Genomic DNA, 14321 nt, shown 5'->3' on the forward strand with positions numbered 1-14321 from the left:
GACTCCAGCAAGCGAAAACGCAGCGTTTTCCGAGTAGCCCAAAGCCTGAGAACAGGACTTATATGTACGTATACGACGAGTACGATCAGCGGATCATCGAGGACCGCGTCAAGCAGTTCCGTGATCAGACCCGACGCTATCTGGCAGGTGAGCTGAGCGAAGAAGAATTCCGCCCCCTGCGCCTGCAAAATGGCCTGTACATCCAGCGTTTTGCACCGATGTTGCGGGTGGCGGTGCCTTACGGCCAACTGACCTCGCGTCAGGTGCGCATGATGGCCAAAATTGCCCGTGACTACGACAAGGGCTACGCCCACATCAGTACGCGGCAGAACGTGCAGTTCAACTGGCCGGCGGTGGAAGACATCCCGGACATCCTTGCCGAACTGGCCACCGTGCAGATGCACGCGATCCAGACCAGCGGCAACTGCCTGCGCAACGTCACCACCGACCAGTTCGCCGGTGTCGCTGCCGATGAGCTGATCGACCCGCGCCCGTGGTGCGAGATCGTCCGCCAGTGGACCACGTTCCACCCGGAATTCGCCTACCTGCCGCGCAAATTCAAGATCGCCGTCAACGGTTCGACCGCTGACCGTGCCGCCATCGAAGTTCACGACATCGGCCTCGAGCCGGTGCACAACGCCGCCGGCGAACTCGGCTTCCGCGTGCTGGTCGGTGGCGGCCTCGGCCGTACCCCGGTGGTTGGTGCGTTCATCAACGAGTTCCTGCCGTGGCAGGACCTGTTGAGTTACCTCGACGCCATCCTGCGGGTCTACAACCGCTACGGTCGTCGCGACAACAAATACAAGGCGCGGATCAAGATCCTCGTCAAGGCGCTGACCCCTGAAGTCTTCGCGCAGAAAGTCGATGCGGAAATGCAACACCTGCGCGGCGGCCAGACCACCCTGACCGAAGCCGAACTGCATCGCGTCGCCAAGCACTTCGTCGACCCGGACTACAAGGCGCTGGACAACCAGACCGCGCAACTGGCCGAGCTGGACAAAGAGCACCCGGGTTTTGCCCGCTGGCGCGCCCGCAACACCCTGGCACACAAGAAGCCGGGTTATGTTGCCGTGACTCTGTCGCTGAAGCCGACCGGTGTTGCTCCGGGCGACATCACCGACAAACAGCTCGATGCCGTCGCCGATCTGGCCGAGCGCTACAGCTTCGGTCAACTGCGCACCTCCCACGAGCAGAACATCATTCTCGCCGACGTCGAGCAAAGCCAGTTGTTCACCCTGTGGGGCGAACTGCGTGAAAGCGGTTTTGCCACGCCGAACATCGGCTTGCTGACCGATATCATCTGCTGCCCGGGCGGTGACTTCTGCTCGCTGGCCAACGCCAAGTCGATCCCGATTGCCGAATCGATCCAGCGCCGTTTCGACGACCTGGACTACCTGTTCGACATCGGTGAGCTGGACCTGAACATCTCCGGCTGCATGAACGCCTGCGGTCACCACCACGTCGGCCACATCGGCATTCTTGGCGTGGACAAGAAAGGTGAGGAGTTCTACCAGGTCTCCCTCGGCGGCAGCGCCAGCCGTGATGCGAGCCTGGGCAAGATCCTCGGCCCGTCTTTCGCCCAGGAAGCCATGCCAGACGTGATCTCGAAGCTGATCGACGTGTACGTCGAACAACGTACCGAAGACGAGCGCTTCATCGACACCTATCAGCGTATTGGCATCGACCTCTTCAAGGAACGCGTCTATGCAGCGAATCATTAAGAACAACGAGGTCGTCGACGAAACCTGGCACCTGTTGCCCAAGGATTTCAACATCGACGAAATCAGCAACTGCGACGATCTGATCGTGCCTCTGCAGCTGTGGCGCGAACACAGCCGCATGCTCAAGGCCCGCGACGGTGGTCTGGGTGTGTGGCTGGACGCCGACGAAGAAGCCGAGGAAATCGGTGACGACGTGGCTGAGTTTCAGGTGATTGCCCTGAACTTCCCGGCGTTCACTGACGGGCGCAACTACTCCAACGCCCGTCTGCTGCGTGACCGTTACGGTTTCAAAGGCGAACTGCGGGCGATTGGTGACGTGCTGCGCGATCAGCTGTTCTACATGCGCCGCTGTGGTTTCGACGCCTTTGCCGTGCGTGCGGACAAAGACCCGTACGAAGCGTTGGAAGGTCTCAAGGACTTCTCGGTAACCTATCAGGCCGCCACCGACGAACCGCTGCCGCTGTTCCGTCGTCGCTGAACCTGCCAGGTTTGAAGCGGACAAAAAAAACGCCGGTCATTTGACCGGCGTTTTTTTATGCCTGAAGGCCTTACCAGAAACGCTGCTGCGTCAGGCGACTCCACCAGTTCAGCAGTACGCGATCGACCGAACCGCTGGCGGCCATGCCGATACGCTCCTGCAGGCTTTTGCGCTCGGCGTAGTGCAAGTGGTAGACCTCGGCTTTTTTCGCCCGGTCGGCGAGGTATTCATCACTGGTCTTGAGTTCATCCACCAGTTGTTTGTCCAGCGCCGCGACACCAAGCCAGACTTCACCGGTGGCCACATCGTCAATCGCCAGTTGCGGGCGGTAGCGCGCGACGAAGTTCTTGAACAGTTGATGGGTGATGTCGAGGTCTTCCTGAAACTTTTCGCGGCCCTTCTCGGTGTTTTCGCCAAACACGGTGAGGGTACGCTTGTACTCGCCGGCGGTAAGGACCTCGAAGTCGATGTCGTGCTTCTTCAGCAAACGGTTGACGTTGGGCAGCTGTGCAACCACGCCGATCGAGCCAAGAATCGCAAACGGCGCGCTGATGATCTTCTCGCCGATGCACGCCATCATGTAGCCGCCGCTGGCCGCGACCTTGTCGATGCAAACGGTCAACGGCACGCCGGCTTCACGGATACGCGCCAGTTGCGAGGACGCCAGACCGTAGCTGTGGACCATGCCGCCACCGCTTTCCAGACGCAGGACAACTTCATCTTTTGGCGTGGCCAGGGTCAACAATGCGGTGATTTCATGGCGCAGGCTTTCGGTGGCCGAGGCCTTGATGTCGCCGTCGAAATCCAGGACGAATACGCGAGGTTTGGCCTCGGGTTGGTTCTTCTGCTTTTTCGCGCTTTTCTCGGATTTGGCCTCGCCCTTGCGCAGAGCCTTGAGCTGATCCTTATCGAGCAAAGTCTGCTCAAGGCGCTCGCGCAGGCCCTTGTAGAAATCATTGAGCTTGCTGACCTGCAACTGCCCCGCCGACTTGCGCCGGCCCTTGCTGCGCAACGCGGCAAAACTGGCGAGAACCACCAGAATGGCGATCACCAGAGTGACGGTCTTGGCCAGGAAACTGGCGTATTCGGTGAAAAACTCCACAGAGACTCCTTAAAACAATGCGTGGATGCAAAAACACACGCGGGATGGCTCCAGCATACCCATGCGTCGGCCCGGCGACCAGCCGGGAAACCTTTGGCAACAGGCCTGTAACGGGCATTTCAAACAAGCGTATGTTTTTTCATTGACAGCTACCCGTCATCCTCATAACCTCGCCACAACCTTCAACGTACCGGGATGACGCGGACGTGGGCAGCATCTACTTGATTCGACATGGCCAGGCCTCCTTTGGTGCAGACGACTATGACGTCCTGTCGCCCATCGGTGTGCGCCAGGCAGAAATCCTCGGTCAGCACCTCGCTGAACTGGGGGTCCGCTTCGATCGCTGCCTGGCGGGTGACCTGCGCCGCCAGCAACACACCGCCACCAGCGCGCTGGAACAGTTCGCTGCCAACGGCCTGCCGGTGCCGACGCTGGAAACCGATTCGGCGTTCAATGAATTCGACGCCGACGCGGTCATCCGCGCCCTGCTCCCGGCGATGCTGCCGGACGAACCGGAAGCCCTCGACATCCTGCGCAACGCCGCACAAAACCGTGGCGAGTTCCAGCGCATCTTCGCCCTGATCATCGAGCGTTGGCTGGCCGGCACCTACGACACGCCGGGGCTGGAAAGCTGGCTGGGGTTCGTCGAGCGGGTCAAGGCCGGGCTGCAGCGGATCCTCGAACAGGCGGAGTCGCATCAGAAAATCGCCGTGTTCACCTCCGGCGGCACCATCACCGCCCTGCTCCACCTGATTACGCAAATGCCTGCCCGACAGGCCTTTGAATTGAACTGGCAAATCGTCAACACCTCGCTCAACCAGCTGAAGTTCCGCGGTCGCGAGGTGGCCTTGGCTTCCTTTAACAGTCATGCACACCTGCAACTGTTGAAGACACCGGAACTCATCACTTTCCGCTGAGTCCGGTTAACGTGTGAACCTTGCTGTAATCAACCAGCGCTTATTATCCAAGAAAGGATCGAACCATGACCTCCGTAGCTGATGCCGTAAAAGCAATGCAAGCCAAGTTCAACCCAGCCGCTGCTGCCGGTCTGGATCTGGTCTTCGGTTTCAACATCACCGACGAAGACAAGCAGTACTCGCTGATCGTCAAAGACGGTACCTGCAATATCCAGGAAGGCGAGAACCCTGACGCCAACTGCACGCTGGTGCTCGACAGCGAAACCCTGAAAGGCATCGTCAGCGGTGAAACCGACGGCATGCAGGCTTTCATGGGCGGCAAGCTGCGCGTTGAAGGCGACATGATGCTGTCGATGAAACTGTCCGAGCTGTTCCCTTCGTAACAGCGCCGCGCAGTACTCCGAAGAACCCGCCCCTGTGGCGGGTTTTTTGCGTTTGGCCGTCCGGCGTTTCGTCGCCGCAGAAATATTGGCTCACCGAACATTGACCTCGGTCACTGGCGGGCCAGCCGCCACTGATTACTCTCCCGGCTCCATCGAAGGCCAAGGACGGCTCACCGGGAGCCCGCGGCTGATCCCACTCAAGGAAGACCATTCATGCGATCACTCAAGATCATTCTGCTGTCGTCAGCGTTCAACGGCCTGACCCAACGCGCCTGGCTGGAGCTGCGCCAGGCCGGGCATTCGCCCAGCGTCGTGGTATTCACCGACGAAGCGTCGGTCTGCGAACAGATCGAATACAGCGGCGCCGACCTGGTGATCTGCCCGTTCCTCAAGGACCGCGTGCCCCAGGCACTGTGGAGCAACCGCGCGCGGCCGGTGGTGATTATCCATCCGGGCATCGTTGGCGATCGTGGCGCCAGTGCGCTGGACTGGGCGATCACTCAGGAGTTGTCGAGCTGGGGCGTGACCGCCCTGCAAGCCGTGGAGGAAATGGACGCCGGCCCGGTCTGGGCCACGTGTGAATTCAACCTGCCATCCGGGCTGCGCAAGTCCGAGCTGTACAACGGCCGGGTCAGCGATGCGGCAATGTGTTGCATCCGTGAAGTGGTGGAGAAGTTCGTCAACGGTTTTATCCCGGTCGAACTGGATTACGCCGACCCCAAGGTGCGCGGGCGTTTGCAGCCGAACATGAAACAGGTCGATCGTAGCTTCACCTGGCACGATTGCGCACGGTTCATCAAACGCTGCATCGACGCAGCGGATGGCCAGCCCGGCGTACTGGCGAGCCTGGCCGGTGGGCAGTATTACGTTTACGACGCACACCTCGATTCGCGCTCGGGCATGCCCGGCGAGATTCTGGCGGTGCACGACGATGCCGTGCTGGTGGCCGCAGGCGATCAGAGCGTATGGATCGGATCGCTGCGACGCAAGCCGCAACCGGGCGAGGAAACCTTCAAGCAACCGGCCCGGCACGTGCTGATCGAGCAACTGGCCGAGGTGGCGGTGCTGGACTGGACGATTGCCAGCCAGCCGTTCAGCGATGAAGCGTATCAGCCGCTGCGTTATCGCGAGTCCGGGGTGGTCGGTGAGCTGACGTTCGAGTTCTACAACGGCGCCATGAGCACCGAACAATGCCGGCGCATGGTCGAGGCGCTGCGCTGGGCCAAGTCCCGCGACACGCAAGTGCTGCTGATCCGCGGCGGTCGCGGCAGCTTTTCCAATGGTGTGCACCTGAATGTGATTCAGGCGGCGCAGGATCCCGGCGCTGAAGCCTGGGCGAATATTCAGGCCATCGACGATGTCTGCGCCGAGCTGTTGAGTGCGCGGCAACTGGTCGTCAGCGGCGTGACCGGCAATGCCGGGGCCGGCGGCGTGATGCTCGCGCTGGCGGCGGATATCGTGTTTGCGCGGGCCGACATCGTGCTCAATCCGCACTACAAGAGCATGGGCCTTTACGGCTCGGAATACTGGACATACAGCCTGCCGCGCGCGGTGGGCCCGGCCATCGCCGAGCAGTTGACCCAAGCCTGTCTGCCGGTGAGCGCCAGCCAGGCATTGCAACTGGGCATGGTCCAGGAAATCGGCCCGCGCTGCCCGGATGAGTTTTCGTTGTGGCTGCTGCAACGGGCCAATGCCGTGCTGAGCGACCCGGCCTACGCCGCCGTACGCGAGCGCAAGTTGCGGGTCGACCAGGTGCTGATCGACCAATGCCGCGAAACCGAGTTGCAGGAAATGCAGGAAGACATGCTCTACAACCGCAATCAGTTCGCCGAGAAGTGCCGGCATTTCGTCTACAAGCGCAAGGCCTGCGGCACGCCGGCACGGCTGGTGGCGGATTGGGCACGGGTGCAGGAGGTCGAGTGGGCGGGTTGATTCTGCGGTAACTGGTTTTGCCCTCACCCCGACCCTCTCCTTTTGGGAGAGGATCAGGGTGAGGGGCCACTCCAAACGATGACGCGGTCCCGAGGCTGCACTTACAATGCCCGCCACCTCAACCACCGGCCCGCCCATGGACATCGACCTCGCCCGCACCTTTCTGGAAATCGTCCGCCACGGCAGCCTGGCGGCGGCAGCGCAAAAGCTGTTCGTCACGCAAACGGCGATCACCGCCCGGGTGCAGAAACTCGAAAGCCAGTTGGGCAGTACGCTGTTCGTGCGTAACCGTGCCGGCGCGAAACTGACGCCCAACGGCGAGGCGTTCGTGGTCTACGCCAATCAACTGGTGCAGACCTGGGAGGCTGCGCGCCGCGACCTGCCGCTGCCCGAGGGCTATCACAACGTGCTGCACATCGGTGGCGAAGTCAGCCTGTGCAATCCACTGATGCTCAGTTGGGCCGCCGAACTGCGCGAAAAAATCCCCGGCCATGCCCTGCGCATGGAAATCCGCGACGGCGAAAACCTGCTCCGTCAGCTCGAACTTGGCGTGCTCGACGCCGCGCTGGTCTATCAGCCGGAGTACTGGCCGGGCTTGCAGGTCGAGCAAGTGCTGGAAGAGAAACTGATTCTGGTCCGCGCTCCCGACCGGCCCGACCCTTACGTCTACATCGACTGGGGCCCGGACTTCCGCTGCCAGCACGACGCCGCCCTGCCGGAAAAAGCCAAGGCCGCACTGAGCTTCAACCTTGGCCCGCTGGCCTTGCAATACATCCTCGAAAACGGTGGCAGCGGCTATTTCCGCACCCGGGTCGTGCGCAGTTATCTGGAAAGCGGCGCCCTGGAACCGGTCACCAAAGCCCCTGAATTCAGCTACCCGACCTATCTGGTGTATTCGCGTGATCGCGACTCCGCCACCCTGCAACACGCCTTCGATCTGCTGCGCGAAGTGATCCATGCCGATGACGACTGGTCGCAGCGCTGGAACCCGTTGAGCTGAATCGGCCGCTTTACCCCGGAGCATGGCGCAAGTGGCCTCAAGCGCCGGCCTGCACAAACCGCCGGATCGACTACGCTGCCGGGTAGAACAACAATACCCGCAGGTGACCGCAGTTGAGGCAGACCACCGAGGCATTTCGCAGCCGTTATCGGGCCGCCATTCATCCGTTCTACAACCCGTGGCTGCACGGCGCCTTCGTGCTGCTGTTCGGCGTGCTGGCCATCGGCGCCTTCTGGCACCCGGTGCAGCAGGTCAGCTGGCGGGAATGGCTGACGGTGCCGCTGACCCTGCTGTTCTTCAACTTCGGCGTGTACATGGTCCATCGCCATCTCGGCCATCACAAAAAGACCTTCGCCAGGCTGTTTTACGCTCGCCATGCCGGCGACCATCACAGCTTCTTCACCCCCGGCCACATGACCTACGACAGCGCTCGCGACTGGCGGGTGATTCTGTTTCCGGCGTGGCTGATCGTCCTGCATACCCTGGTTATCAGCCTGCCGCTGTGGTGGCTGTTTGCACAGGTCAACAGCAATGTCGCCGGGCTGTTCGGTGGCTGCATGGTGCTGGGTTACCTGACCTACGAAGTGTTTCACGCCTGCGAACATCTGCCGCCGGACAATCCGCTGACACACCTGCCATGGATCCGCCAGATGCGCCGTCTGCATGAACTGCACCATCGCCGCGAACGCATGCAGGAGCGCAATTTCAACATCGTCTTTCCCTTGATGGATTACCTGTTCGGCACCCTCTATTGGGAACCGGAATCCGCCCCCTTGAGCCATTCGAGACCGTCCATGACCCGCATGCAGCACCACATCGAAATCGTCGGCGAGCCAGTCACCGTGCTCGCCTACGCCGCCAGCGCCAGTCGCTGGCCGGAATGGCATCCGTCGTCGCTGAGGATCGACGGCCCACAAGGCCCGCTGCATGCCGGCGCGCACTTCGAAGAGGACATTCACGCCGGGGGACGCGCCGGTCATCTGCACTGGGAAGTCAGCGAATACCTGCCCGGCCGACGCTGGTGCGCCCGGGCTCAGGGCGATCATGGCTTGTCGCTGCTGCTGACGTACGAATGCACGGCCGAACAGGGCGGCACACGTTTTGTGCGCACGCTGGATTATCGCTTCGCCGGGTTGGGCATGCGCATTGCCAACCGGTTGCTGCTCAGACGCCGCATCGAGCGTGAATCGGCGGCGTCGATGCTGGCGCTGCGCGACCGGGCAGCGCAGTACATCAGCGCGACGAGGGCCAGCGCATGAGGCTGCGGCATGGGGTGTTGTTGATCATCATCGTCGTCATCGCGTTCTTGCTGCTGATGCCGACCAAGGTTGAACCGGTGGCGTGGCAACCGTCGCCGGCACCGTCGTTGACCGAAGGTGTCTTCGCCGACAACCAGCGCCTCAAAGCCGCGGTGCCGGTCGGGCCGAGCGACATCGAGGGACCGGAAGCCTTGCTGCTGGAAGAGGATGTCCTGATCACCGGGCTGCATGACGGTCGACTGATCAGTACCAGCCTCGATGGCCAGGCACGCAAGGTCCTCGCCGACACTGGTGGCCGACCGTTGGGGCTGGCGCGGCATCCGAACGGCTTGCTGGTGATTGCCGACGCCATCAAGGGATTGCTCTCACTCGATGCCCAAGGCCGCCTGATTCCCTTGTCCACCGCCGCCAACGGCGTCGCCTTCGGTTTCACCGATGATGTAGCGATCGACAAATCCGGGCACTACGCCTATTTCAGCGATGCCTCCAGCCGTTGGGGTTACGGTCATGATGGCGAGGCGATCATCGAGCATGGTGGTGACGGACGTCTGCTGCGCTATGACTTCCAGACCGGCAAGACTTCGGTGCTGCTCGACAAACTGGAATTCGCCAACGGTGTCACCCTCGGCCCGGATGAGGCGTATGTGCTGGTCAATGAAACCGGCGCGTACCGCATCAGTCGCTATTGGCTCAGCGGGCCCAAGGCCGGCACGCATGATGTGTTTATCGACAACCTGCCGGGCCTGCCGGACAACCTTGCGTTCAATGGCAGCAACCGTTTCTGGGTGGCGCTTTATGCGCCGCGCAATGCTCTGCTCGATGGCACCGCCGGGTATCCGTTCCTGCGCAAGATGATCGTGCGGGCGCTGACGGTGTTACCGAAACCGGTGGAAAAGCGCGGCTTTGTGCTGGGCCTGGATCTGGACGGCAAGGTGATTGCCAATTTGCAGGACGCGAGCAGTGACAATTACTCGCCAATCACCACGGCACGCGAGTATGGCCAGTGGTTGTATCTGGGCTCGTTGAAGGCGACGCATATGGCGCGATTGCCGTTGGAGGCAGCCTTGAAGTAAATCCGTTCAATCCTCTGTTGAACGAGCCGGCGCCTTCGCCAGCCGGCTCGCTCACACAGGCGATGTGGGTCGTTCACGGATTCATGGTGCGAGCCAGCCTGCTGGCGATGACGGTCTGTCAATTGGACGACTTGTCGAACTTATCGGGATCTTCGTCTGTGGGCAGGTCTTCGTCCGGCTCATCGGGGTTGGCCGTGGTGTGCGCCGGGCTGTTCGGTTCGGGGTGCGTCGGCACCGGGTCGAATGCGCCCTGCTCTTCACTGGGGAATTTGGGATCGTTCATAAGGCACCTCGCAAAGCGTCGATGAATGGAGACGCTGTACATTCGAGGTGCCGGTCGTGGCGGTCGTTCCTTTCCATTCACCACCGGCGGTCGGTGGCGCCACTGGCAGTCAGGATCGAGCCTGTAACTGCTCGACAATCCTGTCCTTGACCTGCAAGCGTTTCTCCTTGAGCTTTTTCAGCGTGTCATCACTGGGCGCATCCGAGGTGGCAGTCTCGGCCTTGACTACCTCGGCATCCGCCTCGGAATACTTGTTGATCAGTGCATCCAGATGTGGGTCCTCGGTGCGTCGTTGCTGGATCTCTTCCTTCGTAAGCTTCAAGTCCTGATACAGGTCATGGGTCACCGGCATGGAACACCTCCGTGAGTTGATCGGCAGCCAACGCGACCGATTGCGCTGGCTCGTTATCAGAATGGCCTTGGTTACCCGGTTCTGTCGACCACCTGTCAGACCAGCGGTGTCCGTTCGTCGCCCTGTCGCAAATGCGATAAAACCTTTATTCGCGGCTTTCCCTCCATTGAGTAACACCAACAAAAACCTGCGTGGAGATACATCAATGGACGGATTCAACCTGCGGCACCTCGTTCTGGCTGTCACTTTGAGCGCTGGCATGGGTAGCGCCTTCGCCGCCACCGACAATGACTTTGTCGACAACGCCGCAGCGGGCGGCATTGCTGAAATCGAAACCAGTCGCCTGGCCCTGGAAAAAAGCCAGTCGGCCGACATCAAGGCATTCGCCAACATGATGATCACCGATCATGGCAAGGCCAACGATGAACTGGCGAGCATCGCCAAAGCCCACGACATCGAAGTGCCGGACACCACCACCCTGGTCAAGCAAGCCAAGGAAAAAATCCTCGATATGCGTGATGAGTCCTTCGATGCGGCCTACGCCAACAATCAGGTCAAGGCCCACGAAGAGACCATTGAGCTGTTCAAGAAACAAGCCAATACCGTGACCGACGACAAGGTCAAAGGAGCACCGGAACTGAAGGCCTTTGCGCAGAAAATGCTCCCGGCGCTGGAAAAACACCTGGCGGCGGCGAAAGAGCTGCAAGCCAAGCATCCGAGCAAATAACCGCGCACAAAAAAGGCCGCATTCAGAGAATGCGGCCTTGTCGTATCTACCGTGACTAGCCCCCGTCCGTATCAATATCGGCATCGGTTTCTTCACCCGGTTTCGCACGATCAGGTTGCGGTTTGAAGCCCGGACTGAATTCGTTGTCGTTATCGGTGTGTTTATGCTTCTGATCCACCGCCGGATCGGCGCTCTGTGCCTGATCGTTCTCGCCCTGCTGTTGCGTCGGCGCCGGTTGCCCCGGCAGTTGCGGGTCGATTGCCGGGTCGTTGCGGTTGATCGGCTCTGCCGATTGATTCTGCTGCTGCGTTGATTGCTCGTTCATGGCCACCTCGCTCATCAAACCCGTCCGACTGAAACGCGTCGGGTCTTGAAGATTCGAAGCCTGAGGCCGGGCAATCGTTCAAAACATCGCAGCAAAAATCGGCGCCTGCAGGCACCGATCCCGGCCATCAGCGCAAGGCGCGAGCGAGGAACGGCGCCGTCCGGCTCTTCTTGCTCGCCGCGACTTTCTGCGGTGTACCCGCCACCACGATTTTGCCGCCCTGGTCCCCCGCGCCCGGGCCGATGTCGATCACCCAGTCGCTCTGCGCGACCACGCGCATTTCGTGCTCGACCACGATCACCGTATGCCCCGCCGTCACCAGCGTATCGAGTTGTTCCAGCAAGCGATCGACGTCGCGCGGGTGCAGGCCGGTGGTCGGTTCATCCAGCACGTACAGGGTGGCGCCGCGTTGATTGCGCTGTAACTCGGTGGCCAGTTTGATCCGCTGCGCCTCACCGCCGGACAGTTCCGTGGCCGGTTGCCCGAGACGCAGATAACCGAGGCCGATATCGCGCAGCACTTCCAGCGAACGACGAATTCCCGGTTGCCCGGCAAACACCGTCACCGCTTCATCGACGGTCAATTGCAAGACCTGGGCGATGCTCAGGCCCTCCCAGAGAATCGCCAGCGTCTGCGGGTTGTAGCGCGCGCCATGACAGGTCGGGCATGGCGCATACACGCTGGGCATGAACAACAATTCGACACTGACAAATCCCTCGCCCTCGCACGTGGCGCAACGCCCCTTGGCGACGTTGAAGGAAAACTGTCCGGCGTCATAACCGGCCGCCCGAGCCTCGGTTGTTGCGGCGAACAACTTGCGCACGTTGTCGAACAGCCCGGTGTAGGTCGCCAGGTTCGAGCGCGGCGTGCGCCCGATCGGTTTTTGATCGACCTGCACCAGACGCTTGATCGACTCCAGCCCTGAAGTGACCTGGCCGCTGCTGGCCTGCGGCGCATCGTCTTCGAGGCTGAGCTCTTCCGGTTCGCTGTCCGCTGGCGGACGCCCCAACTGCGCGCCGACCAGTTCCAGCAGCGCCTGACTGACCAGACTCGACTTGCCCGAGCCCGATACACCGGTCACCGAGGTGAAACAGCCCAACGGAAACTCGGCGCTGAGGTGGTTGAGGTTATTGCGTGAGATGCCATCGAGTTTCAGCCACCCGCCGGGCTTGCGCGCAACCCGGGGCTGGCGTGGCGCGTCAGCGAACAGGTAGGCGCGAGTCTGCGACTGTTCGATCTCGGCCAGCCCCGCTGGCGGGCCACTGTAAAGGATCTGACCACCCTTCTCGCCCGCCGCCGGGCCGACGTCGATCAGCCAGTCGGCGCGGCGCATGGTTTCCACATCATGCTCGACCACAAACAGCGTGTTGCCGTCGGCCTTGAGGCGCTGCAGGGCCTCGAACAGCGCTTCGCCATCGGCCGGGTGCAGCCCGGCGGACGGCTCGTCGAGCACGTAGATCACGCCGAACAACTGCGAGCCCAATTGCGTCGCCAGGCGCAACCGCTGCAACTCTCCCGAGGACAACGTCGGCGTGCTGCGCTCCAGGGCCAGATAGCCAAGCCCCAGATCGGTCAGGGTGCTGACCCGCTCCAGCAGATCCTCGGCAATCCGCTGTGCCGCCAGGCGCTTTTCCAGCGACAGGTTCGGCGTGTGCCGCACATCGGGCGCGCTGGCGTGAGCGCTGGCGCCGTGGGCCGCCCGCTGCTGACGGGCCTCGCGGGTTTGCGCATGGCTCAGGGTGTCGCCGGTTTCGTCGGCGTGTTCGAGATAACTGGCCTCGGCCACCGGTCGCAACACTTCAGCCACTTGCAACAGCGGCATCTGCGACAATTCGCCGATGTCATACCCGGCGAACGTCACCGACAAGGCTTCGCGCTTCAGGCGTTTACCGTCACACAGCGGGCAAGGGCTGCCGAGCATGAACTGTGCAACACGCTTCTTCATCAGCGCACTTTGCGAATGGGTGAAGGTGTGCAGGATGTAACGTCGCGCACCGGTGAACGTGCCCTGGTAGCTCGGCTCCATCTTGCGCTTGAGGGCGACGCGGGTTTCTTCCGGCGTCAGCCCGGCGTACACCGGCACAGTCGGGGTTTCTTCGGTGAAGAGAATCCAGTCGCGCTGTTTTTTCGGCAGTTTCTTCCAGGGAATGTCGACGTCGATGCCCAGGGTCACGAGGATGTCGCGCAGGTTCTGCCCTTGCCAGGCCAGCGGCCAGGACGCCACCGCGCGTTGGCGGATGGTCAGGTTCGGATCAGGCACCATCAGTGCTTCGGTGACCTCATACACCCGGCCCAGGCCATGACATTGCGGGCACGCGCCCTGCGGAGTGTTCGGCGAAAAATCTTCGGCATACAGCATCGGCTGCGCCGGCGGATAACTGCCGGCGCGGGAATACAGCATGCGGATCAGGCTCGACAAGGTGGTGACACTGCCCACCGATGAACGCGTGCTCGGTGTGCCTCGCTGCTGTTGCAGGGCCACGGCGGGCGGCAGGCCTTCGATGGAATCGACATCCGGCACGCCGACCTGGTCGATCAGCCGCCGTGCATAGGGCGCGACCGATTCGAAGTAACGGCGCTGGGCTTCGGCATACAGCGTGGAAAACGCCAGCGACGACTTGCCCGAACCGGATACGCCGGTGAACACCACCAGCGCATCGCGGGGGATATCGACGTCAACGTTCTTCAGGTTGTGCTCACGGGCGCCACGCACCCGGACCGTACCGGCGGGCGCTTTGGAATTTCGCTTGGAAGTCATCGGCAAGCCTT

14 protein-coding genes are annotated in these 14321 nt (G+C 61.6%); 9 read left to right on the plus strand and 5 right to left on the minus strand.

Annotated elements, in window-relative coordinates; genetic code table 11:
• The first annotated feature begins 62 nt into the window (after nt 1–62).
• Both K5Y35_RS23070 and K5Y35_RS23075 read left to right on the plus strand, forming a co-directional pair.
• The gene (locus K5Y35_RS23070; RefSeq protein WP_123468194.1) at nt 63–1721 is read left to right on the plus strand and encodes a nitrite/sulfite reductase; all 1659 of its coding nucleotides are present in this window, start codon (nt 63–65) and stop codon (nt 1719–1721) included.
• Entirely contained in the window at nt 1705–2199 is a 495-nt protein-coding gene (locus tag K5Y35_RS23075) for a DUF934 domain-containing protein (RefSeq protein WP_123468192.1), read from the plus strand. The genes K5Y35_RS23070 and K5Y35_RS23075 overlap by 17 nt, the downstream gene beginning before the upstream one ends.
• A gap of 70 nt (nt 2200–2269) precedes the next feature.
• On the opposite strand, the gene sohB is transcribed toward K5Y35_RS23075, so the two are convergent.
• A complete protein-coding gene (sohB, locus tag K5Y35_RS23080; protein ID WP_123468188.1) occupies nt 2270–3301 on the minus strand; it encodes a protease SohB in 1032 nt (343 codons plus the stop codon).
• Between the two features lie 206 nt (nt 3302–3507).
• On the opposite strand from sohB, the gene K5Y35_RS23085 reads away from it, so the two are divergent.
• From K5Y35_RS23085 to K5Y35_RS23110, 6 genes are all read left to right on the plus strand, one after another.
• Nucleotides 3508–4218, plus strand: coding sequence for a histidine phosphatase family protein (locus K5Y35_RS23085; RefSeq protein WP_222833049.1), 711 nt, complete (start codon nt 3508–3510; stop codon nt 4216–4218).
• A gap of 65 nt (nt 4219–4283) precedes the next feature.
• Entirely contained in the window at nt 4284–4601 is a 318-nt protein-coding gene (locus tag K5Y35_RS23090) for an SCP2 sterol-binding domain-containing protein (RefSeq protein ID WP_123468184.1), read from the plus strand.
• Between the two features lie 213 nt (nt 4602–4814).
• Nucleotides 4815–6533 carry a hydrogenase maturation protein gene (locus K5Y35_RS23095; protein ID WP_186745814.1) on the plus strand — a complete coding sequence of 573 codons (1719 nt, stop codon included), beginning with the start codon at nt 4815–4817 and terminating at the stop codon, nt 6531–6533.
• Between the two features lie 136 nt (nt 6534–6669).
• The gene (locus tag K5Y35_RS23100) at nt 6670–7533 is read left to right on the plus strand and encodes a LysR family transcriptional regulator (RefSeq protein WP_123469167.1); all 864 of its coding nucleotides are present in this window, start codon (nt 6670–6672) and stop codon (nt 7531–7533) included.
• Between the two features lie 113 nt (nt 7534–7646).
• Nucleotides 7647–8792, plus strand: coding sequence for a sterol desaturase/SRPBCC family protein (locus K5Y35_RS23105; RefSeq protein ID WP_222833050.1), 1146 nt, complete (start codon nt 7647–7649; stop codon nt 8790–8792).
• Entirely contained in the window at nt 8789–9865 is a 1077-nt protein-coding gene (locus tag K5Y35_RS23110; protein ID WP_128613597.1) for an SMP-30/gluconolactonase/LRE family protein, read from the plus strand. Before K5Y35_RS23105 ends, K5Y35_RS23110 begins: the two co-directional genes overlap by 4 nt.
• A 118-nt stretch (nt 9866–9983) precedes the next feature.
• Here K5Y35_RS23110 and K5Y35_RS23115 read toward each other — a convergent pair whose 3' ends face one another.
• Nucleotides 9984–10148: a hypothetical protein gene (locus K5Y35_RS23115; protein ID WP_177490381.1), complete on the minus strand. Its 165-nt coding sequence runs from the start codon at nt 10146–10148 to the stop codon at nt 9984–9986.
• A 109-nt stretch (nt 10149–10257) separates the two neighbouring features.
• Nucleotides 10258–10500 (minus strand): YdcH family protein, encoded by a 243-nt coding sequence (locus tag K5Y35_RS23120; RefSeq protein WP_123468176.1) that lies wholly within the window; start codon nt 10498–10500, stop codon nt 10258–10260.
• 205 nt (nt 10501–10705) lie between these two features.
• Between K5Y35_RS23120 and K5Y35_RS23125 the strand changes: the two genes are divergently transcribed.
• Nucleotides 10706–11227 (plus strand): DUF4142 domain-containing protein, encoded by a 522-nt coding sequence (locus K5Y35_RS23125; RefSeq protein ID WP_222833051.1) that lies wholly within the window; start codon nt 10706–10708, stop codon nt 11225–11227.
• Nucleotides 11228–11282: 55 nt separating this feature from the next.
• Here the strand turns inward: K5Y35_RS23125 and K5Y35_RS23130 are convergent, their stop codons facing one another.
• A complete protein-coding gene (locus tag K5Y35_RS23130) occupies nt 11283–11552 on the minus strand; it encodes a hypothetical protein (protein WP_123469165.1) in 270 nt (89 codons plus the stop codon).
• Nucleotides 11553–11679: 127 nt separating this feature from the next.
• A complete protein-coding gene (locus K5Y35_RS23135; RefSeq protein WP_222833052.1) occupies nt 11680–14310 on the minus strand; it encodes an excinuclease ABC subunit UvrA in 2631 nt (876 codons plus the stop codon).
• Nucleotides 14311–14321 lie beyond the last annotated feature (11 nt).

The organism is Pseudomonas sp. SC3(2021), assembly GCF_019856535.1.
GTDB lineage: Bacteria > Pseudomonadota > Gammaproteobacteria > Pseudomonadales > Pseudomonadaceae > Aquipseudomonas > Aquipseudomonas monsensis.